The organism is Luteimonas sp. YGD11-2, from assembly GCF_004118975.1.
GTDB lineage: Bacteria > Pseudomonadota > Gammaproteobacteria > Xanthomonadales > Xanthomonadaceae > Luteimonas > Luteimonas muca.
In genome coordinates, this window is sequence record NZ_CP035376.1 from 2,786,301 (window position 1) to 2,805,181 (window position 18,881).

20 protein-coding genes and 1 pseudogene are annotated in these 18,881 nt (G+C 68.8%); 10 read left to right on the top strand and 11 right to left on the bottom strand.

Annotated elements, in window-relative coordinates; translation table 11 throughout:
* Positions 1-142: 142 nt before the first annotated feature.
* The 4 genes from ERL55_RS12860 to ERL55_RS12875 all read left to right on the top strand — a co-directional run bounded on the left by ERL55_RS12860 (position 143) and on the right by ERL55_RS12875 (position 6,756).
* Positions 143-3,280, top strand: coding sequence for a TonB-dependent receptor (locus ERL55_RS12860; RefSeq protein ID WP_164972199.1), 3,138 nt, complete (start codon positions 143-145; stop codon positions 3,278-3,280).
* A 73-nt stretch (positions 3,281-3,353) separates the two neighbouring features.
* Positions 3,354-4,946 (top strand): alkaline phosphatase D family protein, encoded by a 1,593-nt coding sequence (locus ERL55_RS12865; protein ID WP_164972200.1) that lies wholly within the window; start codon positions 3,354-3,356, stop codon positions 4,944-4,946.
* Positions 4,947-5,083: 137 nt separating this feature from the next.
* Positions 5,084-6,262 carry a hypothetical protein gene (locus ERL55_RS12870; protein ID WP_129136771.1) on the top strand — a complete coding sequence of 393 codons (1,179 nt, stop codon included), beginning with the start codon at positions 5,084-5,086 and terminating at the stop codon, positions 6,260-6,262.
* Between the two features lie 161 nt (positions 6,263-6,423).
* Positions 6,424-6,756 carry an RcnB family protein gene (locus ERL55_RS12875; protein ID WP_241685771.1) on the top strand — a complete coding sequence of 111 codons (333 nt, stop codon included), beginning with the start codon at positions 6,424-6,426 and terminating at the stop codon, positions 6,754-6,756.
* Positions 6,757-6,809: 53 nt separating this feature from the next.
* On the opposite strand, the gene dbpA is transcribed toward ERL55_RS12875, so the two are convergent.
* A complete protein-coding gene (dbpA, locus tag ERL55_RS12880; protein ID WP_129136772.1) occupies positions 6,810-8,192 on the bottom strand; it encodes an ATP-dependent RNA helicase DbpA in 1,383 nt (460 codons plus the stop codon).
* A gap of 67 nt (positions 8,193-8,259) precedes the next feature.
* On the opposite strand from dbpA, the gene ERL55_RS12885 reads away from it, so the two are divergent.
* The 3 genes from ERL55_RS12885 to ERL55_RS12895 all read left to right on the top strand — a co-directional run bounded on the left by ERL55_RS12885 (position 8,260) and on the right by ERL55_RS12895 (position 9,978).
* Entirely contained in the window at positions 8,260-8,511 is a 252-nt protein-coding gene (locus ERL55_RS12885) for a hypothetical protein (RefSeq protein WP_129136773.1), read from the top strand.
* 403 nt (positions 8,512-8,914) lie between these two features.
* Positions 8,915-9,124: a cold-shock protein gene (locus ERL55_RS12890; RefSeq protein ID WP_100321765.1), complete on the top strand. Its 210-nt coding sequence runs from the start codon at positions 8,915-8,917 to the stop codon at positions 9,122-9,124.
* Between the two features lie 140 nt (positions 9,125-9,264).
* Positions 9,265-9,978 carry a pseudouridine synthase gene (locus ERL55_RS12895; RefSeq protein ID WP_129136774.1) on the top strand — a complete coding sequence of 238 codons (714 nt, stop codon included), beginning with the start codon at positions 9,265-9,267 and terminating at the stop codon, positions 9,976-9,978.
* Between the two features lie 38 nt (positions 9,979-10,016).
* Here the strand turns inward: ERL55_RS12895 and ERL55_RS14965 are convergent, their stop codons facing one another.
* Positions 10,017-10,160, bottom strand: a complete 144-nt coding sequence (locus ERL55_RS14965) for a hypothetical protein (protein WP_164972201.1) — start codon at positions 10,158-10,160, stop codon at positions 10,017-10,019.
* 73 nt (positions 10,161-10,233) lie between these two features.
* Positions 10,234-11,277: pseudogene (locus ERL55_RS15205) on the bottom strand (MipA/OmpV family protein).
* Here ERL55_RS15205 and ERL55_RS12910 point away from each other — a divergent pair.
* On the top strand, positions 11,276-12,106 hold the full coding sequence (locus tag ERL55_RS12910) for a hypothetical protein (RefSeq protein WP_164972203.1): 831 nt from the start codon (positions 11,276-11,278) through the stop codon (positions 12,104-12,106). The pseudogene ERL55_RS15205 and the gene ERL55_RS12910 sit on opposite strands and share 2 nt — an antisense overlap.
* Positions 12,107-12,230: 124 nt before the next feature.
* Here the strand turns inward: ERL55_RS12910 and ERL55_RS12915 are convergent, their stop codons facing one another.
* From ERL55_RS12915 to ERL55_RS12930, 4 genes are all read right to left on the bottom strand, one after another.
* Entirely contained in the window at positions 12,231-12,620 is a 390-nt protein-coding gene (locus ERL55_RS12915; protein ID WP_129136778.1) for a lysozyme inhibitor LprI family protein, read from the bottom strand.
* A gap of 31 nt (positions 12,621-12,651) precedes the next feature.
* A complete protein-coding gene (locus ERL55_RS12920) occupies positions 12,652-13,134 on the bottom strand; it encodes a hotdog fold domain-containing protein (protein WP_241685772.1) in 483 nt (160 codons plus the stop codon).
* Between the two features lie 145 nt (positions 13,135-13,279).
* The gene (locus ERL55_RS12925; RefSeq protein ID WP_129136780.1) at positions 13,280-15,259 is read right to left on the bottom strand and encodes an alpha/beta fold hydrolase; all 1,980 of its coding nucleotides are present in this window, start codon (positions 15,257-15,259) and stop codon (positions 13,280-13,282) included.
* Positions 15,249-16,256, bottom strand: coding sequence for a DUF4105 domain-containing protein (locus tag ERL55_RS12930; RefSeq protein ID WP_241685773.1), 1,008 nt, complete (start codon positions 16,254-16,256; stop codon positions 15,249-15,251). Before ERL55_RS12930 ends, ERL55_RS12925 begins: the two co-directional genes overlap by 11 nt.
* 150 nt (positions 16,257-16,406) lie before the next feature.
* Between ERL55_RS12930 and ERL55_RS12935 the strand changes: the two genes are divergently transcribed.
* On the top strand, positions 16,407-16,598 hold the full coding sequence (locus ERL55_RS12935; RefSeq protein ID WP_129136781.1) for a hypothetical protein: 192 nt from the start codon (positions 16,407-16,409) through the stop codon (positions 16,596-16,598).
* Between the two features lie 8 nt (positions 16,599-16,606).
* Here ERL55_RS12935 and ERL55_RS12940 read toward each other — a convergent pair whose 3' ends face one another.
* On the bottom strand, positions 16,607-16,795 hold the full coding sequence (locus ERL55_RS12940; protein WP_129136782.1) for a CPXCG motif-containing cysteine-rich protein: 189 nt from the start codon (positions 16,793-16,795) through the stop codon (positions 16,607-16,609).
* Between the two features lie 113 nt (positions 16,796-16,908).
* The gene (locus ERL55_RS12945; RefSeq protein ID WP_164972204.1) at positions 16,909-17,634 is read right to left on the bottom strand and encodes a hypothetical protein; all 726 of its coding nucleotides are present in this window, start codon (positions 17,632-17,634) and stop codon (positions 16,909-16,911) included.
* A 159-nt stretch (positions 17,635-17,793) separates the two neighbouring features.
* Between ERL55_RS12945 and ERL55_RS12950 the strand changes: the two genes are divergently transcribed.
* Positions 17,794-18,138: a hypothetical protein gene (locus tag ERL55_RS12950; protein WP_129136784.1), complete on the top strand. Its 345-nt coding sequence runs from the start codon at positions 17,794-17,796 to the stop codon at positions 18,136-18,138.
* Here ERL55_RS12950 and ERL55_RS12955 read toward each other — a convergent pair.
* Both ERL55_RS12955 and ERL55_RS12960 read right to left on the bottom strand, forming a co-directional pair.
* The gene (locus tag ERL55_RS12955; protein WP_241685774.1) at positions 18,068-18,490 is read right to left on the bottom strand and encodes a GFA family protein; all 423 of its coding nucleotides are present in this window, start codon (positions 18,488-18,490) and stop codon (positions 18,068-18,070) included. The two genes, ERL55_RS12950 and ERL55_RS12955, sit on opposite strands and share 71 nt — an antisense overlap.
* A 33-nt stretch (positions 18,491-18,523) precedes the next feature.
* Positions 18,524-18,865, bottom strand: coding sequence for a transcription initiation protein (locus ERL55_RS12960; RefSeq protein ID WP_129136785.1), 342 nt, complete (start codon positions 18,863-18,865; stop codon positions 18,524-18,526).
* Between the last annotated feature and the right edge of the window lie 16 nt (positions 18,866-18,881).

The window sequence follows — 18,881 nt, forward strand, 5'->3', positions numbered from 1 at the left end:
GGCACAGGGTGGCGAGGCACGCCGCCCGCTTGGCGACGTACGCAGTCCAGGACGGGTCGCGCTTCTCCGGAGCGCAGTAGTGCGAAGCGCGCGGTTGCAGCCCCTGCGTCGCTCCCGTCCTCCAGCAACCGAGATCAGCCCCATGTCCGCACTGATGAAGACCGCGCTGTCGAGCGCGGTTATGGCCGTCCTTTGTGCATCTCCCGAGGCCTTCGCGAACGAACGCGAGCCGGTACGCGTGCAGTCCGAAGCCGGCACCGCGGCCACGACCGGCACGATCCTCGGCCGCGTATTCGATCCCGCGACCGGCGAATACCTGCGCAATGCACGCGTGCGGATCGATGGCCGCCAGACGGCACTGTCGGGCGACCGTGGCGAGTTCCGCATCGCGGGCGTGCCGTCGGGCATCAGGCGCCTGACGGTGGAGTTCACCGGCTTCGGCACGGTCGAACAAGCGGTGGAAGTCCGCGCCGGCGAGACCAGCGAACCGGTCATCGAGATGTTCAGCACCGCCACCGGCGGAAACCAAGCCGTTTCGCTGGACACGGTGCAGGTGGTCGGCGCGCGCGAAGGCGATGCGCGCGCGATCATGGAGCAGCGCGCCTCGATGAACATCACCAACACGCTGTCCGCCGACAGCTTCGGGGAGATCGCCGACGGCAACCCCGGGGAATTCCTCAAGTACATGCCGGGTGTGGACTTCGATGTGGTCGCGGACGATGCACCTCGCAACATCTCGTTGCGCGGTCTGCCCGCCAAGTACACCGGCGTGACCCTGAATGGAATCAGCCTGCCGGGCATCGATGCGAACTCGTCGAGCTCTCGCACCTTCAGCTTCGAGCAGTCCGCGCTTGCAGGCGTCGACTCCATCAACATCTACAAGACCACCAGCGCGGACATGGACGCCAACGCCCCGGCCGGCACCATCGACATCCGCACCAGGCGCGCGTTCGATGCCAGGGGACGCCGCATCACCGTGGCGGTCGGCGGCAATACCCACGCCGGCCTGTGGGACAGCAAGAACACCGGCTGGATGGAGGGCGGCTACGACAGGAAGTTCCTGCCCGCGACCACCATCAACTACGCCGACGTGTTCATGGACAACCGCCTCGGCATCGCCGCCGGCATCAGCAGCGTGACCAACCTGGTCGAGCAGGCGCAGATCACCTCGGGGCGCAACTACGTGGCCACCCCAGCCAGCCCGTATCCGTATGCGGTGACTTCGATCGCCGGCGCCGGCTACGACCGCGAGTACAACCGCCGCGTCGCCCAGCTGGCGGTGGACTTCAAGGCGACCGACGAACTGATCCTGTCGCTGGCTGCGAATGTCAGCCGCGGGGACATCGATCCGAGCACGATAACGCCGACGTTCTCGAATTCGCGCGCGTCCAGCGGCGACCCGTCGCTGGACTGGACCACGAACTATCCGGCGACTACCAACACCCTCAATACCAACTACACCTATACCTACAAGCTCGGTTACTCGCGCAACTTCGTGCCGAGCTTCGTGTGGCAGAACGAGCGGTTCAAGTTCGACGGCAACATGTTCTCCGCGCAGTCCGAAAGCCGCTACGACTCCGGCAAGAAGGGCCAGGTGTCGGACGTGCTGAACAACATCACCTCGACCGGCAACTACAGCGCGTCCCGCAGCGACTGGATGCACCAGGACTGGCAGATCCGGCAGATCAGCGGGCCGGACTGGTCGCTGCCCGACAGCTACAGCATCGGCTCGTATGCCGGCGCCCTGGGCAACTCGACGCGTCCGTCGATCCGGACCACCAGCGGCAGCCGCGCCGACCTCGATTACCGCGGCGGAAGCCTGAACTTCGAGTTCTACCAGGACATCGGCGACGTGGCGGTCACCTGGAAGACCGGTGCGAAGTCCACGCGCGGCGAGTACGAGTTCGGCAACACCTCCGACGCCAACATCTGGACCTACAACGGTCCGTTGACGAACACCGAATTCCTGCGCGCGATCCAGAGTGCCAACGACTGGCACAGCGGCGAGTCGGGCATGAACGTCACGACGCTGGGCGGGGGCGACCTGTACGTGTACAGCCTCGCCAAGATCTACGACATGATGAAGGCCGACCCGGGCCAATGGGTGCACAGCCTGACGCCGGCGCAGTGGTACAACGCCAACGTGGCCAACGCCAACGCCATGGACGAGCAGATCAACGCGCTCTACTTCATGGGCACGGCCGAGCTGACCGAAAAGCTGACGGTGCGGGGCGGCCTGCGCTGGGAGCAGACCAGGACCACCAGCCACGATTTCGACCCGCTGGGACCGGACCAGCTCGCCGCCGCGGGTTACGCCGTCAACCCCACGACCGGGCGCGCGACCACGGTCGAGGGCCTGGAGTACCAGTACTTCACCAATCCCCGCATGTCCCGGAAGGCAAGCTACGACGACCTCTTCCCCAGCGCGTCGTTCAAGTACAGCTTCAGCGACGGCTTCGACCTCCAGGCCGGATACAGCAGGACCATCCTGCGCCCCGAGGTGGGAGACCTGGCAGGCGTGTGGTCGGTCAACTACGGCGGTGACGACGGCAACGTGCTGAGCGCGCCGAACATCAACCTGTTGCCCGAGTACTCGGACAATCTTTCGCTGCGGCTGGTGAAGTACTTCGAGCCGGTCGGACTGGTCGCCTTCGGCGTGTTCCACAACACGATCAAGGACCTGATCCGCGACGTCACCATGACCCGCGAGGAGTTCGGCTACGACGGCGACGAACCGGTCGACCTGGTGTCCACCCGCGCCAACCTGCCCGATGACATCAGCGTCAACGGTTACGAGTTCGAGTTCAATCACGCCATGGACTATCTGCCCGGCGCGCTGGCCGGCCTGACCGTGCGGGGTTCCTATACGCATACCAACCCGTCGGTGGTCATGCCGCGCGTCGCCCAGCAAGTGGCCAACCTCGGCCTGGCGTGGCGCCATGGCCGCGGACGCCTGAACCTCAATACCGTGTGGAGCGACGAAAAAGATCGCGGCCTCACCGGCAACATCACCAACGCCTTCGGCGTGGTCATGAACCAGAAGCAGCCATTCGACGACTACCTGGAAGTGAACATGTCCGGCGCCTTCACCATCATTCCGAGGACGCAGGGCAACTGGCTGGGCCTGGAAGCCTATTTCAGCGTCAACAACCTCTTCGACCAGAACCGTCACACCGTCTATTCCAACGGCGAAACGGGCCTGAGCGAGAAGGGTCACCACAGCCAGATCTACATCACCAGCGGCCGCAGGGGCTCGATCGGCCTGCGCGCCCGGTTCTGAACCTGCCGGCATCTCTCGGGTGCGCCGTCTCGGCGCGCCCGGCGACCGCCTGCCTGAGAAGTGAGCGCGCATGATGAAAACCGTATCCCTCGATCGCCGGAAGTTCCTGTCGGGCGCAGGCGCGATGGCGCTGTTCGCCGGCCTCGGCCCCGTGGGCAGGTTGTGGGCCTCGCCCGCCTTCCACAGCGACCCGTTCGCCCTGGGCGTGGCCTCGGGCGATCCCCTGCCCGGCGGCTTCGTGATCTGGACGCGGCTCGCGCCCGAGCCGCTGGCGGAAAACGCCGGGATGCCAATGGTCGCCGTCCCGGTGTTGTGGGAGGTGGCCGAGGACGACCGGTTCGAGAAGATCGTGCTCCGCGGCGATGCCATTGCGCGCCCCGAGCTTGGCCACAGCGTGCACGTCGAGGTGGATGGCCTGCGGCCGCAGCGGCCGTACTGGTACCGCTTCCGCGTCGGCAGCGAGGCCATGAGCCGGGCGGGCGTGGCACGTACCGCACCGGCGGCCGGCGCCGAGGTGGACCGGCTGCGCATCGGCGTGGCGGGCTGCCAGCACTGGGAGGCCGGCTACTACACCGCCTACCACCACCTCAGCCGGGAGCCGGAACTGGACGCCGTATTCCATTACGGCGACTACATCTACGAAGGCGCGGGCAAGCCCGGCAAGTCGGTGACCGATGCCGCGGGAAACCGCGTTCCCCGGCAGCACGTCGGTGATGAGATCTACACGCTTCACGACTATCGCCGCCGCTACGCCCAGTACAAGACCGACCCGGACCTGCAGGCCGCGCATGCTGCAGCCGCCTTCCTGTGCACCTGGGACGACCACGAGATCGACAACAACTGGACGGGCGTCTACGACCAGGACGGCGTGCCGCCGGAGGTGTTCGCGCTGCGCCGCCATGTCGCGATGCAGGCGTGGTACGAGAACATGCCGGTGCGCCGCGCGCAGTTTCCCCGCACCGATGGCCTGACGATGCATCGCCGCCTCGACTACGGAAGCCTGCTGCGCGTGCATCTCCTGGATACCCGCCAGTACCGCACCAAGCAGCGCTGCGACCCCGCGCTCCTGGAGAAGAAACGGCCCTGCCGCGGGCAGGACGAAGTCGGCGAGGAGGTCATCGGCGAGGCGCAGGAGCGCTGGCTGGCACAGGGCCTGGACGGCGGATCACGGTGGCACCTGCTGGCGCAGCAGGTGATGATGATGCCGTACCGCTATCCGCAGAGCCGGCCGGCCGGGCCACTCAACACCGATTCGTGGAGCGGATACCCGCAGGCAAGGCAGCGGCTGATCGACATGATCGCGCAGCGCCGCCTGGGCAATGTCGTGGTCGCCACGGGCGACGTCCACAAGCACCACGCCGGCGTGGTTCCCTCCGATCCGGACGACCTGCTCAGCACGCCCATCGCCACCGAGTACGTCACCACCTCGATCGCCTCGGGCGGCGACGGGACCGACATACCGGACAGCTGGAAGGACACGCTGTCGGACAACCCCCACACCACGCTGGTCAACGACAGGCGGGGTTACCAGTTGTTCGAGATCGACGGCGACCGCTGGCGCACCGACGTGGTCGCGATCGACCGGGTATCCGTCGCCGGCGGGCAGAAGCACGTCGTCGCCCGGCTGGTGACCGAACATGGTCGGCCCGGAGTGGAACGGGCATGAGACCCGCGGCGCGGACAGCGCGCCGCGCGTGGAGGCGGTGCCCGCTACCCGCGCTGCTGGCGTGCGCGCTGGCGCTGCACGCGTCAGCCTCGGCGCCGGCGACGGCGGAAGGGCCGGGCCAGGCCTCCGGGTGCCCGGTGGGCGAACCCTTGCCGGCGTGGTCCCACGGCGAGCTCGACATCCACCACGTCAACACCGGTCGCGGCGACGCGCTGTTCTTCGTGTTCCCGGACGGCACCACCCTGCTCAAGGATGCCAGCGGGAAGACCGTGGAGCAGGCGCCGTTCTCGCTGCCGACCCGGCCCGACGACTCGCGTCCGCCGGGCGAATGGGTGGCCCGCTACGTCGGGCGGCTGTTGCCACCGGGCGCGGAGGGCATCGACTACGCGCTGGTCTCGCACTTCCACGGCGACCACATGGGCGCCATCGTTGCCGACTCGCCGCTGACGACGTCGGGCGGCGGCTACCGGCTCAGCGGGTTCACCCAGGTGGCCGAACTGCTGCCGATCGCGCGGTTCATCGATCGCGGCTGGCCGGACTACGACTACCCGGCGCCGATCCGCAACCCCACGGTGGACAACTACCGTCGCTTCCTCGACTGGCAGGTCCGTCATCGCGATCTGCAGGTGGAACGGTTCGAGCCGGGCCGCAATGACCAGATCCGCCTCCTGCGCGATCCCGCAGCGTACCCGCAGTTCGAGCTTCGCAACCTGTACGCCAACGGCTCGGTCTGGACCGGCGTGGGTAGCGAAACGCGCGCGCTGTTCCCGCCGATCGAAGGCCTCGCGCCCGACGAACGGCCTACCGAGAACAAGCTCAGCACCGCGTTCCGGATCAGCTACGGCAGGTTCGACTACTTCTCCGGCGGCGACCTGTCCTCAATCGACGAAACCATCGCGTCCCACCCCGCGCCCTGGCTGGACGTGGAACCGCCTGTCGCCCGGGCGAGCGGCCCGGTCGACGTGATGAAGGCCAACCACCACGGCAGCTGGGACGCGAACGGCGTCCCTTTCCTCGCGACGCTGCGGCCGCGCGTGATCGTGGTGACCTCGCGGGCCGACGGCCATCCCTCGGTGAACACCTACCGGCGCATGACGTCGGAGCGGATCTGGCCGGGCGAACGCGACATCTTCATCACCAACGTCTCGCCGGCGACCGCCAGCACGACCTACGGCATCGGCAGCGCCAGCAGCACCCAGGGCCACGTGGTGGTGCGCGTCGAGCGCGGCGGCGCGCGGTACCGTGTCTACGTCCTCGACGACGACAACGAGGACATGCGGGTCCGCGCCGTGTTCGGTCCGTACGCGTCGCGGTAGCGGCCGATGCCCACGCCTGCGCGTGGCGACCGGTGTCTGCCCGGCAGTGGGGTCCCGCGCGTCCGCCCGCCGACGACACCGCCACGCGCATGCACGGTTGAAGCAGCGGCGCGTTCACCTCGGCCGGCATAGCATCGGGCAACTTCGAGGAGGACCGGCCCATGTCCAGCAGAACCGCAATGCTTGCCCTTGCCGTGGCCCTGGCCGTCGCTGCCCCGGCCGCACTCGCCGATCCGCCGCCGCATGCGCGTGGCAAGGGGCCGCCGGCGCACGCGGGCGGGCCGCACGGCGCGCCGCCCGGCTGGGTGAAGAATGCCTGGCGCGAGGGGGAGCGCCTGCCGCTCGTGGAGCTCGACGGCTACTGGGTGAGCGATTACGAGCGCTACCACCTGCACGCACCCCCGCCAGGCCACCGCTGGGTCCGCCAGGACGACGACCGCTACCTCCTGGTGGCCGCAGCCACCGGCATCATCGTCGACATCCTGACGCGCTGACCGCCACCAGCTCCGACGCGACCCGGCCAGCGAATCCTTCGCGGTCCGGCTGGTTACAGCCTGTTGACCCGGAACTTCCGTCCCTTGATCTTCCCCTGGCGCAGGGCCGACAGCGCGTTGTCAGCCTGGCGGCGCGCGATGGCGACATAGCTGCGGGTCGCGAACACGTCGATCTTTCCGATCGCATCCTTGTGCAGCTTCGCCTCGCCGGTCAGTGCACCGACGATATCGCCGGCGCGCAGCTTGTCGGTGCGGCCGGCATCGATGCGCAGCGTGGCCATGGCCGCCGGCGGCACGTTGGCGGCCCTGCCCGACAGCGGCTGCAGCGTTTCCCACCTCAACGGCTGGCCCTGCGCGTCCTCGATCATCGTCGCGCGCGGCAGCTCGCGCGGCGTGCACAGGCTCAGCGCAAGGCCGTCGCGGCCGGCGCGCCCGGTGCGGCCGATGCGGTGCAGGTAGGTGTCGGCATCGGTGGGCAGTTCGTAGTTCATCACCGCGCCGATGTCCTCGACATCCAGCCCGCGCGCGGCGACGTCGCTGGCCACCAGCACGCTGCAGCTGCGGTTGGCGAACTGCACCAGCACCTCGTCGCGGTCGCGCTGTTCCATGTCGCCATGCAGGGCCAGCGCGGTGAAGCCGTAATGGGTGAGCGAACCGACCACCTCCACGGTGTCGGCGCGGGTGTTGCAGAACACCACCGTCGATTCCGGCTGGAAGCGCAGCAGCAGCGCCGCAAGGGCGGGCGCACGGCGCGCCGGGTCGATCTCGAAGAACAGCTGGGCAATCGTTGCAGGCTGCGCGCCGCCATCGACGCTGATCTCCGCCGCGTCGCGCAGCATCGCGTTGGCCAGGGCGCGGATCGCCTCGGGAAACGTCGCCGAGAACAGCAGGCCCTGGCGATCCTTCGGCACGCGTCTGGCGATGTCGCGGATCGCGTCCTCGAAGCCCATGTCGAGCATGCGGTCGGCCTCGTCGAGCACCAGCGTGCGCACGCCATCCAGATGCAACGCCTTCTTCTTCACCAGCTCCTGGATGCGCCCCGGCGTGCCGACCACCACATGCGGATCGTGCGTCAGCGATGCCAGCTGCGGCCCCAGTGGAATCCCACCGCACAGGATCGACACCTTGAGGTTGGGGATGCCGACCGCGAGCCTGCGCAGCTGCTTGCCGACCTGATCGGCGAGCTCGCGCGTGGGGCACAGCACCAGCGCCTGGGTCTTGATGCGTGCGGGATCCAGCCGCGTCAGCAGCCCCAGGCCGAACGCGGCGGTCTTGCCGCTGCCGGTCGGCGCCTGCGCGATCACGTCGCGCCCCTCGAGGATCGCGGGCAGCGCCTGCGCCTGCACCGGCGTCATCGAGGTGTACCCCAGCGCATCCACGCCCTGCAGCAGGGCTGGCGACAGCGCGAGTTGGTTGAACGGAAGCGATTCGGTCATGCGCGCATGATCGCAGGTTGCGAGGCCCGGCCGTGCACAATCACGGGCCCGGACACCCGAAGCCACCATGCGCGACCAGCTCACCATTGCCGTCAGCGAGCTCTACACCGGCATCCGCCACGAACACTGGCACGGCCGGACGTTCCGCCAGTTCTGGGAGTGGTTCAACGCACGCTGCATCCATATCGTCGCGGTGGCGGAGGCCGATGAACTCGGTGAGCTGGAAGTGCAGCTGCTCGACGTGCGCGCCGCCGTGGAAGCGGGCGGATATATGGTGCCGTCGGATCGGCTGGACGCGGTGATCGAGCCGGAGATGTAGGAGCGTGCACAGAGATGCGCGTTGCCGGGTGCTGGTCGCGCAGAGGAAGGCGTACGCGGCGCAGCGGCATGTCGCGGGTCGGCGGGCGCCCACCCACGTTCCGGGCTGGCACGTTCCGGCCAGTGATTGCCCGTCGTCACCACGATGAACCTGAAGACGCACCCGGAATCGCCCCGCAAACAAATTCCACCCACCGGCACGGAAGTGCGCTAAGGTGCACCCACTGTTCAAAGCGGGATCACGGTACATCGTGGCTCCGATGCGGTAGATCACAGGTTCCAGGGTCGCGAAAGCGGCCTTTCCAGACGATCCGCTCCATCGCTTCGCGTTACCCCTTGCTCGATACAGTCCGGCACCGCACACCGCGGGCCGTGCATCCTCAACTGATCCAAGGAGTAACACCATGTCTGATCGTCAAACCGGTACCGTCAAGTGGTTCAATGACGCCAAGGGCTTCGGCTTCATCACCCCGCAGAGCGGCGACGACCTGTTCGTCCACTTCCGTTCGATCCAGGGCAGCGGCTTCAAGTCGCTCCAGGAAGGCCAGAAGGTCTCGTTCAAGGTTGCGCAGGGCCAGAAGGGCCTGCAGGCCGAAGAAGTCCAGGCCGAGTAAGTTCCACTCGACCTCTACCGCGCAAGCGGTGACGAAAACCCCGGGCGAAAGCCCGGGGTTTTTTGTTGCCCCGTCGATGACCCCGGCCGCGGCATCTGCCAGACTGCGCGCCTTTCGCCACCGCCACGCCAACGCACTCCATGCGCCTGAACAAGCACATCAGCGACACCGGCTACTGCTCGCGGCGCGAGGCCGACCGGCTGATCGCCGAGGGCCGGGTCACGGTGAACGGCCAGCGTGGCCGTGTCGGTTCGGAGGTGGGCGAAGGCGACACCGTGATGATCGACGGCCAGCCGCTGCAGCAGCGCACGGCCGCACCCGGCAAGCGCCGGCACGTCTACATCGCGCTGCACAAGCCGGTGGGCATCACCTGCACCACCGAGTCATCGGTGAAGGGCAACATCGTCGACTTCGTCGACCACCGCGAACGCATCTTCCCGATCGGCCGGCTCGACAAGGATTCCGAAGGGTTGATCCTGATGACCAGCAACGGCGACATCGTCAACGCCATCCTGCGTGCCGAGAACAAGCTGGAAAAGGAATACCTGGTGACCGTGAACCATCCGGTCACCCCCGAGATCCTGCGCGGCATGGCCCGCGGCGTGCCGGTGCACGGGCAGACCACGCTGCCGTGCCGCACCGGCCCGCTGGGGAAGTTCGGCTTCCGCATCACCCTCGTGCAGGGGCTCAACCGCCAGGTGCGGCTGATGGCCGCGCATTTCGGCCTGCGGGTGAAGCAACTGGTGCGGGTGCGCATCGGGCCGGTGAAGCTGGCACACCTGAAACCCGGGCAATGGCGCAACCTCACCGACGCCGAGTTGCGCGCACTGCTGCCGGGACAGGCGGAGTTCTGAGCATCGCGGGCGTAGGTTCGCGCCCTCGCTCACCGCGGTCAGTGACCGCCCTGGCGCTTCTGCGACCTGTCGCCCTCGCCCGGGTTCGACAGCTTCCCCGCATCCTGCTCGCGCGGGGTGCGCGCCGGGGCCTTTTCCTGCTGCGACTTCTTCATGCTGTCGCGTGTCTGTGGCGTGGTCATCGCGGGTCTCCGTTGCGGCGGCTGGTCCACCGCGCACCAGCCTGCACCGCACCCGGTCACGCGGCCGTGCAGGTCAGCGGCGACGCAGCCACCACGGGGTGAAGCCGCGCGACACGCCGATGAACATCGACACGCTGCCGTCGGTGCCGGGATCGACCAGTGGGCTGTCGGTGATCGCATCCGGCAGATGGCTGTAGCGCAGCGAGCCGACCAGCGACCAGGTGGTCCCCAGCGGCCGGAAGAACGACACCCCGGCATGCGGGATGGTCACCGCGCCCGGCCGGTAGTCGACCACCCCACGCGCCACTTCCTCGCGCAACGTGCCGTAGTAGTAGTCGGCCAGGTCGCCGGACCACCAGGTCGCACCCGCGATCGGCGTCAGCACGCCACCGCCCATGCGCAGCGGATAGCCTTACTGCAGCGAGGCCTCCTGGCCGCCGCTGCGGTCGGTGGCATCGGTCAGCAGCTCCAGCTGCAGCTCGCCGGCGCGGCCGCTCCATTCCATGCCCACGCCCACATCGAGCCCGCGGTCGCGGTCCTCCAGCAGGTCGGCATCGATGCCATTGCGCGCCAGCTGCCCGCGGTCGAGGTCGTCATCGACATCGAAACCGTCGAAACGCGCCTTCGCCAGCGCCGAGAACTCGAACGTCGGCGTAACGACGAACCGCCAGCCCGCCGTCACCCCGCGGAAGTAGAACCGCTCGCCCTCGTAGGACAGCAGCGGAATCGGGATGACCCGCGTGCCCTCGCCCGCGTACGGGCTGTCGGACACCGCCGCCGCCACGCCGATGCCCCATGGCGAGCGCTCGGGCGGGGCCGCGAGCGGCGCCTGCGCCAGCGTGTCGAAGGCGAGCGCGGACAACAACACGGGCAGCAGCAGCTTGATCATGGTGGCCTGGGCGTGGGGGCAAGCGGCGACCTTACTGCAGCGCGGACGGGGCGCATGCGAAGACCACCCGTGCGCGCACGGCCCCGATCCGCAACGCGTGACCCACCGGCAGCGCGGCCCGGGAACCGTTGTCGTCCTTGCCGGTCCGCTGTGCGCACGACGATCGGTACTGCCGTGAAGCGGCCGTAGCCAGGACGTATCCTGTCCGCCACACAGGAGAGTCGCCATGGCATGGAGCTGGAGCTGGAGCTGGAGCTGGGAACTGGATCGAAGCGCAGGCAAGGCGTCGCCGGCGACGGGAACACGAGGGCAGCCGGTGAGCTTCCGGGGTGGCGTGGGTATCGCGCTGCTGGTGCTGGCAACCGCCTGCGGCACGTCGGCGCCGCATGACATCGCCTACGACGTCGAGTGGTTCGAGGAGCCGCAGTCAGCGCCCGTGTCGCGCGAAGCCATCGGATCGCTGATGGCCGAGCCGTGGGTCGACGATATCGAGGTCCGCATCGAAGCACCGGGCGAGGACCGCATGCATGCCACGCTCGGGTCCTGCAGCGACTACTTCGCGGTCGCGGACCAGCGGCCGCGCCCCATCCATGGCGCAACCACCCATGTGATCTTCCAGGCGCGCGCCCTGCACTGCCAGGCCGCGAGGCTGGCCATGGCCGCGCAGCCGGCCACGATCTCCCACCTGCGCACGCTTGCCTTCGATGAAGGTCTGCCGGATCACCTGCCCTGGCAGGTCGCGATGATCATGTCCAGCTCCGAACACCAGCAGATCGCCAGGGAACGCCCCAAGGCAACGTGGAGGGAAGCGCTGTTCTCTCCGCTGACCACGTTCTCGCCATGTGGCACGCACTGCGGCGTGTATGCCGAACCCGGGCAGACACAGTCCGTCTGGCTGCTGGCGCGCGGCGATTTCGACGGTGACGGCATCGAGGACGTGCTGCTGCAATCGTCCGATGCCGCCATCGGAGGCAGCTACCAGGCGGTACGCATGTTCGTGCTGACCCGCCGCCAGCCCGGCGCAAGGAGCGAACTGGTCCAGGAATTCGATTACTAGGCGACGCGGTTCAGACGCACTGCCTGGAGGGTGCATCGCGCCCTTGATCGACCGGTTCCGATCGGCAGCGTCGCCATCCTGGCCCGGAGCCGGACACCAGTTGCGCTGCAGCTTCCAGCCCGCCTCAGCGGCGGTGCGGGCAGCTCAGATCACCTTCCTGGCAGTCGTCCAGAGCTTCCAGCTCAGCGGCGCGCAATCTCGTTTTCGCTGCCAGACACTGACCGAGCACCATGCGATATGCGCTGCCGCCCAGGACGCCGCTGGTCTCGAATTCGCACGCGGCATCCCGGTACCGTCGCCAATGGAGCTGCATGGCCTCGAACAGCTCGCGCTGTTCCGGATCCAGTCTTTCGGCATACGCATTCCCGGCCTCGCTCTGGGCACTCTCCGCGGCCTCGAGCTCCGCGCCGGCACAGCGGTTGAGTGCCGCCTGCGTAGCGGCGTTCGCGAAACACGCATCAGCGCCGATTACCGGGACCGTGGCGAGCAGGGACAACGGGAGAATCAATGCCATGGGCAGCCTCCGCGCGATCGCTCGCCCCCCGTCAGGCCGCACCCGATCGCTCCCTGCGCGGCGACACCCACATGGTGATCAGCGCCGTGAACACCGACTCGTCGTCACGATCGCGCACGTCCACGTCGACCAGGAACTCGCCGGTCGCGGAGACGTCGAGCGGTGCGCGTGGCGTGGCCACCGCGACGAGGTCCGACTTCGCGAGCTTCAGGTACTCCACCGTCATTCCTTTCGGGATCCAGCGGTGGGTCGCCGGCACGGTCACCTCGGTCATCGTGCCGCCGGCAAGCTCGGCCATGTTGCACATGGCGATCGCATGCACCGACCCGATGTGGTTCTGCACCGCGCGCCGCCTGCGTATCGACACCCGGCACAGGCCGGGCCGCAGCTCCTCGAAGCGCGGACGGATGCTGCCGAAGTACGGCGCCTTCAGGCACAGCAGCCGGGAGAACGCCCATCTGCCGCCGGGCCAGCGCGCGAAGGACGTCCAGATATCGAGGGTGCGACGGCTCAAGACGCGCTCCGGATGCCAAGGCCGACCATCCTCGGCGCGGGACGGGCCGCGAGGCAAGCCCATTCCGGCGCCGGCGGGCGTGGGGATCGGGCCCGACAACCGCCCTGGCGCCGACGATCGGGCAATCCGCTGCAGCCGGTCCGGCTCAGCGCACACGCGGCACCACGCCGGCTTCGCGCAGGTCCTCGTGCAGGATGCGGCGGATCTCGAGGATCGCCGGTGCGGTCTCCTGCACGCTGTGCCCGGAGGTGATGATCTTTTCCGACAGCGCGCCCTCGAGGTGCGCGCTGGGATAGGGGACCAGACCGTCGTCGGACTCCGCCAGCGGCGTCTCCGCCCTGCGCCGGGCGATGATCGAGTGATAGCGCACGCGTGGCGAGATCGGCAGCTGCGCGGCCGCCTGCACGAACGGGTCGCTGCGGCTGAGGTTGTCGATGCTGTTGGGCAGCCGCGGTGGGCCGGTCGCCGGCCCGGGCTCGGCGAGGTCCTGGAGCACGTCGCCGATGCCTTCCAGCACCGTCAGCGGCAGGCGGATGAGCCCCGCCACCCAGCGCCCGAGCCGGTTGCCGGCCACCTCGGTGCCACGATGCGGCGCGGCGATGAAGATCGCGCGCTCGATCGCCGGCACCGGCTCGAAGCGCAGCACCGGCCCCAGCCGCCGCTCCACGCGCTGCCGGCGGCCATCGTCGAGGTCGCGCGCGCCGATCAGGCCATCCCACAGCGCGTCGCCGGACGAGGACACCATCAGCCGCCCGATCACCCCGCCCATGCTGTGGCCGATCAGCACCATGTCGCGCGAGGCGATGGCGGTGCCCTCGGGATCGAAATGGCGCAGGGCCTCGTCCAGGATCCTGCGGATGGCGAAGTGGTTCAGCGCGATCGGTGCATTGGTCGGGTAGTAGACCTGCCAGACCTGGAAGTTGCGCCGCAGCGTGGCGTCGCCCATGACCTCGTTGGCCACGTTGACCCAGGCCTCCGGGCTGCTGGCCAGGCCGTGGACCATCAGGATGATCCGGCGGTCGGGCTCGTAGGGCTGCATCAGGTAGAGGTGCGGGCGATCGATGCCGCCTTCCCGGCCCAGCAGGGTCCGCAGCGATTGCCGGGCGAAGCCGGAACGCGCCAGCCACAGGCCGTAGCCGGCGGTGAAGTTGGCGGCCAGCGGCACCTGCTGGCCATGCAGTTCGACGCCGGTGTCGCGGTAGGGGTCGTGCGCGCTGACCTGCACCTCGCGGGTGGACAGGATGCCGGCCAGGTCCTCGCCCGGGAACCGGAACAGCAGGGTCATGCCGGGCGAAGGCATCTCGCTCCAGCCCGGCGGACGCTGGCGACGCGCGCGGGCCCCGTCACCGGCCTGCGCGTCGGCCTGCGTGCCCAATGGCGCGTCCGACGGCGCCACCGCCGCCAGCGCGTCGTCCATGATCGCCACCATCTCCGCGCCGAAGCCCTCGCGCCGATAGGTGCTGCGAAGCCCGTCGAACGACAGCGACGTGGCCGGCACCAGCGCCTTCGGGAAGTCCACGCCCTCCGGCAGGCGCACCCCGCCCAGGTCCACGTGGATGGCCCAGCCGTCGTGCTCCAGCGTGGTGGGCGTTGGTGCACCGGTGTCGCGGCGGCGTGCCGCCAGCACCTCGAACAGCCCGATGCCGGCCTGCTGGGTGGCGTAGTTGTAGTAGTCGCGGACCTGGGTCTGGCGGTCCTCGAAGGCGCGCTCGCCGGGGCTGCGCTCGCTGAAGAACAGGTAGGCATAGGCGTGACGCGCCGTCTCCAGCCACGGATCGATGCGCGCGGGCCCGGCAGGCGCGGACGGCGCAGCCATCGCCTGCTGCAGCCACAGCTCGGAGAGCGCGGCCAGCCGGCGCTCCTGGCTGATGCCGGGCAGCGCGGCGAGCGCCGCGATGCATTCCTGCCCGGGCGCGCTGCACGCCGATGCCTCGAGTCCCGCCACGCGGATGGTCTCGGCGGTGGCGGCGCTCGGCCTGCCGGTGGTGAGCATGTCGCCGCGGCGCGAGGCGATGTATTCGCCGGCGTCCTGCGACCTGACCTCGACCATCGCGCAGCCGCCGAGGCCGAGCGTGGCCAGCGCCAGCAGCATCATGGCGACATGGCGCAGGCGGCTACTCCCCATGGGTCTGGTCGTCCTCCGATATGCCCGGCACGCCGCGCCTGATCGCGCGGGAGAACGCCAGAGGGTCATCGGCAGCGGCGTCGCTGGCAATGGCGCGCTGGTTGATATGGCCCAGCGCCTGCAGTTCCGCGTAGTCATGACCCGGGACCAGCCCGCCCTGGTCGTGGACATACCGGGCGAAATAGCCCGACAGCAGCAGGCGGTAGTCGAGCGGCAGCGTGGGCGCGATATGCCGCGCCAACCGGAAGATGATCGTGGTGCAGTTGCTGGTCAGCGTGTTGTAGAACTGCGGCGCGCGGCGCAGGTCCGCGCTGCTGTCGATGTAGCCCAGCAGCAGCGTGCGCAGCTGCTCCGGCGCCATGCGCAAACGGTACAGATACACATCCTCGCCGCGGACATTGCTGCGCGTGCGCACGATGTCGCGCTCGTCGGCGGCGATCATCACCTGCTCGAACTTCCGGAAGAAGCCACCGATCGCCGAAAAGCGCTCGTGGCGTTCCTTGCGGATCTCGAGCGAGAACACCAGCTGCTCGCCGTCGTCGAAGCCGAACGACACCAGCGTGTGCGCGATCTGCGGGCCCATCCAGTACGACAGGATCAGGTCGGCCGACTGCAGCCGGTCGAGGTCATAGCTGCGGGTTTCCCAGCGCGGCGTGTAGTCGGTTTCGCTGTGCCACTCGAAATTGCGCACGTTGTGCAGGGTTACGCGGCTGCCATCGACCTCGGCTTCGAGCAGGCGGGCGACGTCGTCGGCCCAGTCGCGCTGGTGCGATGGCGCAAGCGTGCTCCACCACCCGAGCAGCACGACGAAGGCCACTGCGAAGACCACGCCCGGCACCCGGCGGCCAGCGCGTGCAGGCCGCACGATGGCAAGCAGGCCGAGCGCACACCAGGCGGTGATTGCCAGTGCACGCAGCGGCCACGGCCAGGGCAGCTGGAACCACAACGCCAGCGCGCCCCACCCGGCCACGGCGGCGATGAGGATCGCGCGCAGCACACGCCAGAAACGTCCAACAGCTGTTGCTTTCAGTCCTGCTCTCCCGTCTGCATCCGCAAGCCTCACATCTCCTGCGTGGCCGCGGTGCGATGTTCAGGCCGGGCCGCCTGGCCGGCCAACGCACCGCCACACCATCCGCGGAGTTCAACGATGACGCCACTCGACAGACCCCTGCGCCGCGAACTGACCATCGGCGAGGACACCTACACCCTCACCATCACCCCCGAAGCCATGAAGCTGGTGCCCAAGGGCAAGCGCAAGGGGCTGGAACTGGCATGGGCGGACCTGGTCAGCGGCGATGCCGCGATCGCGAAGGCGTTGCAGGCGTCGCTGCAGGGCTGAAGGGCTGCCTACGCATCGTCCTGCGCCAGCACGTGCGCGTGGCCGGCGCCGTCGGTGTCCACCTCCAGCACCACGGTGATTGGCCGGCAGCAGACGTGGCAGTCCTCGATATAGCGCTGCGAGCCGGCGCTGCTGTCCAGCGTGAGGCTGATCACCTCGCCGCAGTACGGGCATTCGATGTCCTGGAGATCGAGCATGTGGGTCCCGGCGCTGGAAAAAAGCGGCGCGTACTGCGCATCCGCGGACCTGCACTGTACGCGCGACTGCGACAGCGGATACATACCCGCGCGCTCGCCCTGGGCAGCACGCGTCAGCGTGGTCCTCGCAGATAGGTGCCGACATAGACGATGGCGTCACCGCGTTGCGTCACCAGCAGCTGCATGTCGATGAAGGTCGCCGCGAACCAGGGCTGGTTCTGCATCCTGGACATCAGCCTCTGCCAGTTGGCCTCGGGTGCTTCCGTGTCCAGGCCCGGCAGCGCGGTGGCCGCCACCCGGCACACCGTGGCACTGCAGCGTGGCGGCGCGATTTCGAGCCCGCTGTAGCCACCGGCTTCCGCCTGCAGGAACGCCGCGATCCGCGCCTCCACTGCCTCCGCCCATGCATCGTCGCGCGCCTCGTTCTCCAGCAGGTACTGCATGTCGGCGAAGTCGGTGTCGTGCTCGCGATAAGCCGCGACCGCCGACGCGATGCGCTGTGCGCCATCGCTCGACAGCGCGCGCGGGCCCGCGCCTGCTCTGGTGGATGCGGGCGGTGGCAGCGGCGGCTGGCCACCGCTGCCGGCGCTGGCAGGGCGGTTGCCGGCGCCTTGCCCGGTTCCGGCGGACGCGGTTGCCGTGCCTTGCGGCTGTTGCCGATCTCCGGCGCCGCGGCGCCCGCCATCGGACGAACCCGCATCCGGTGCCTCGCGGTCGGCGGTTGCGACGTGCCCGTCGGCGTCATCCCGGTCGCCACCGCGACCGGCGACCAGGTACCAGGCCAATGCCGCCAGAACCGCCAGCACGACCAGTGGGACGGACAACGTTCGTGTGCGCATGCCGGGCAGTCCTTGCAGTGGGCTGGAGGCAGCCTACTCCGGGCGCGCCGACGGACGAACGCGGCTGCCGGGGGTCGGCGGTACGGGCGCGGGCCAGCGCCGGCCCACCTCCACGGATGGGGTCGGCGAGGTCGACAGGGCCGGCGGGCCGTGCGGGGGATGGCGGACTTCATCCGTGAGGTCGTGGACGCCTTCGATCAGGTCGCGGACGTCATCGATGGGGTCCGGGATATCAACGATGAGGTCGCGGACGTCACGCATGAGGTCCGGGATATCAACGATGAGGTCGTGGACGTCATCGATGAGATCGTCGACCTCACGCGTGAGGTTCCGGACGTCATCGATGAGGTCGTGGACGTCAGCGATGAGGTCTACGACGTCATGCATGAGGTCCGCGACCTCGACGATGATGTCAATGACGTCATCGATGACGTCATTGACCCAATCGTTGCAACAATTGCTCAGTCGTACTGCTCGATATCGGCCGAGAGCCCGAGCCAGTGATGCTGCCGCTCGCCGAACACGGAGACCGTGGCGGCAGGCGGGCGGGGTCGTCGAGGGTGCCCAGCGCCACCGCCACATGGTCCGGGTCGGCATCCAGGCGGAAGAACACCGTGGTGCCGCACGCGGGGCAGAAGAAGAAGCGGGCGATGCGCCCCTTGTCCCCCGCGCGGACATACGGCGTGCTCTGGCCCTCGACCGTCACGTTGCCCGCGGGAAACCGCGCCTGCACCGCGAACGCACTGCCGCTGCGCCGCTGGCAGTCGCGGCAGTGGCAGATCGAGACACGCACGGGCTCGCCCCCGGCACGCAGGGTGAGTTGCCCGCAGCTGCAGCTGGCCTGATGGATATTCATCGCGCTGTCCGGCCGGGTTGCGGAGTGGCCTGCTCAGGACTGCGGGTCGAAGCCGAACACACGCAGCTCCTGGGCACAGCGGCAGGCCCGGGCGATCCGCGCCGCCCAGGCGACGGCCTCCTCGCGGGAGGCAAGCTCGAGGATGGTGAGGCCGCCATCCAGCGCCGGCGCCCACGGGTAACCACCCTCCGCGACCGCGCCATCGGCGGACACCCGCACGGGCGGCACGGCCGCGTCGATGCCGCCGCCGAAGACGTACACGCCGGCGGCCTTCGCCTCCTCGATCACGGCATGCGAGTCGCGGACCACCGCCTCCCACTCGCCATCGGCCAAGACCATCGCCGCCGCAGGAAACGAGATCAGGTACCTGGCCATGGCATCGCCAATTGGA

What these genes read in the sequence shown, in the direction of transcription:
- ERL55_RS12860 (WP_164972199.1), top strand. Translation starts at nt 143, where the DNA reads ATGTCCGCACTGATGAAGACCGCGCTGTCGAGCGCGGTTATGGCCGTC.
- ERL55_RS12865 (WP_164972200.1), top strand. Translation starts at nt 3,354, where the DNA reads ATGAAAACCGTATCCCTCGATCGCCGGAAGTTCCTGTCGGGCGCAGGC.
- ERL55_RS12875 (WP_241685771.1), top strand. Translation starts at nt 6,424, where the DNA reads ATGTCCAGCAGAACCGCAATGCTTGCCCTTGCCGTGGCCCTGGCCGTC.
- dbpA (WP_129136772.1), bottom strand. Translation starts at nt 8,192, where the DNA reads ATGACCGAATCGCTTCCGTTCAACCAACTCGCGCTGTCGCCAGCCCTG.
- ERL55_RS12885 (WP_129136773.1), top strand. Translation starts at nt 8,260, where the DNA reads ATGCGCGACCAGCTCACCATTGCCGTCAGCGAGCTCTACACCGGCATC.
- ERL55_RS12890 (WP_100321765.1), top strand. Translation starts at nt 8,915, where the DNA reads ATGTCTGATCGTCAAACCGGTACCGTCAAGTGGTTCAATGACGCCAAG.
- ERL55_RS12895 (WP_129136774.1), top strand. Translation starts at nt 9,265, where the DNA reads ATGCGCCTGAACAAGCACATCAGCGACACCGGCTACTGCTCGCGGCGC.
- ERL55_RS14965 (WP_164972201.1), bottom strand. Translation starts at nt 10,160, where the DNA reads ATGACCACGCCACAGACACGCGACAGCATGAAGAAGTCGCAGCAGGAA.
- ERL55_RS12910 (WP_164972203.1), top strand. Translation starts at nt 11,276, where the DNA reads ATGGCATGGAGCTGGAGCTGGAGCTGGAGCTGGGAACTGGATCGAAGC.
- ERL55_RS12915 (WP_129136778.1), bottom strand. Translation starts at nt 12,620, where the DNA reads ATGGCATTGATTCTCCCGTTGTCCCTGCTCGCCACGGTCCCGGTAATC.
- ERL55_RS12925 (WP_129136780.1), bottom strand. Translation starts at nt 15,259, where the DNA reads ATGGGGAGTAGCCGCCTGCGCCATGTCGCCATGATGCTGCTGGCGCTG.
- ERL55_RS12935 (WP_129136781.1), top strand. Translation starts at nt 16,407, where the DNA reads ATGACGCCACTCGACAGACCCCTGCGCCGCGAACTGACCATCGGCGAG.
- ERL55_RS12940 (WP_129136782.1), bottom strand. Translation starts at nt 16,795, where the DNA reads ATGCTCGATCTCCAGGACATCGAATGCCCGTACTGCGGCGAGGTGATC.
- ERL55_RS12945 (WP_164972204.1), bottom strand. Translation starts at nt 17,634, where the DNA reads ATGCGCACACGAACGTTGTCCGTCCCACTGGTCGTGCTGGCGGTTCTG.
- ERL55_RS12950 (WP_129136784.1), top strand. Translation starts at nt 17,794, where the DNA reads ATGGCGGACTTCATCCGTGAGGTCGTGGACGCCTTCGATCAGGTCGCG.
- ERL55_RS12955 (WP_241685774.1), bottom strand. Translation starts at nt 18,490, where the DNA reads ATGAATATCCATCAGGCCAGCTGCAGCTGCGGGCAACTCACCCTGCGT.
- ERL55_RS12960 (WP_129136785.1), bottom strand. Translation starts at nt 18,865, where the DNA reads ATGGCCAGGTACCTGATCTCGTTTCCTGCGGCGGCGATGGTCTTGGCC.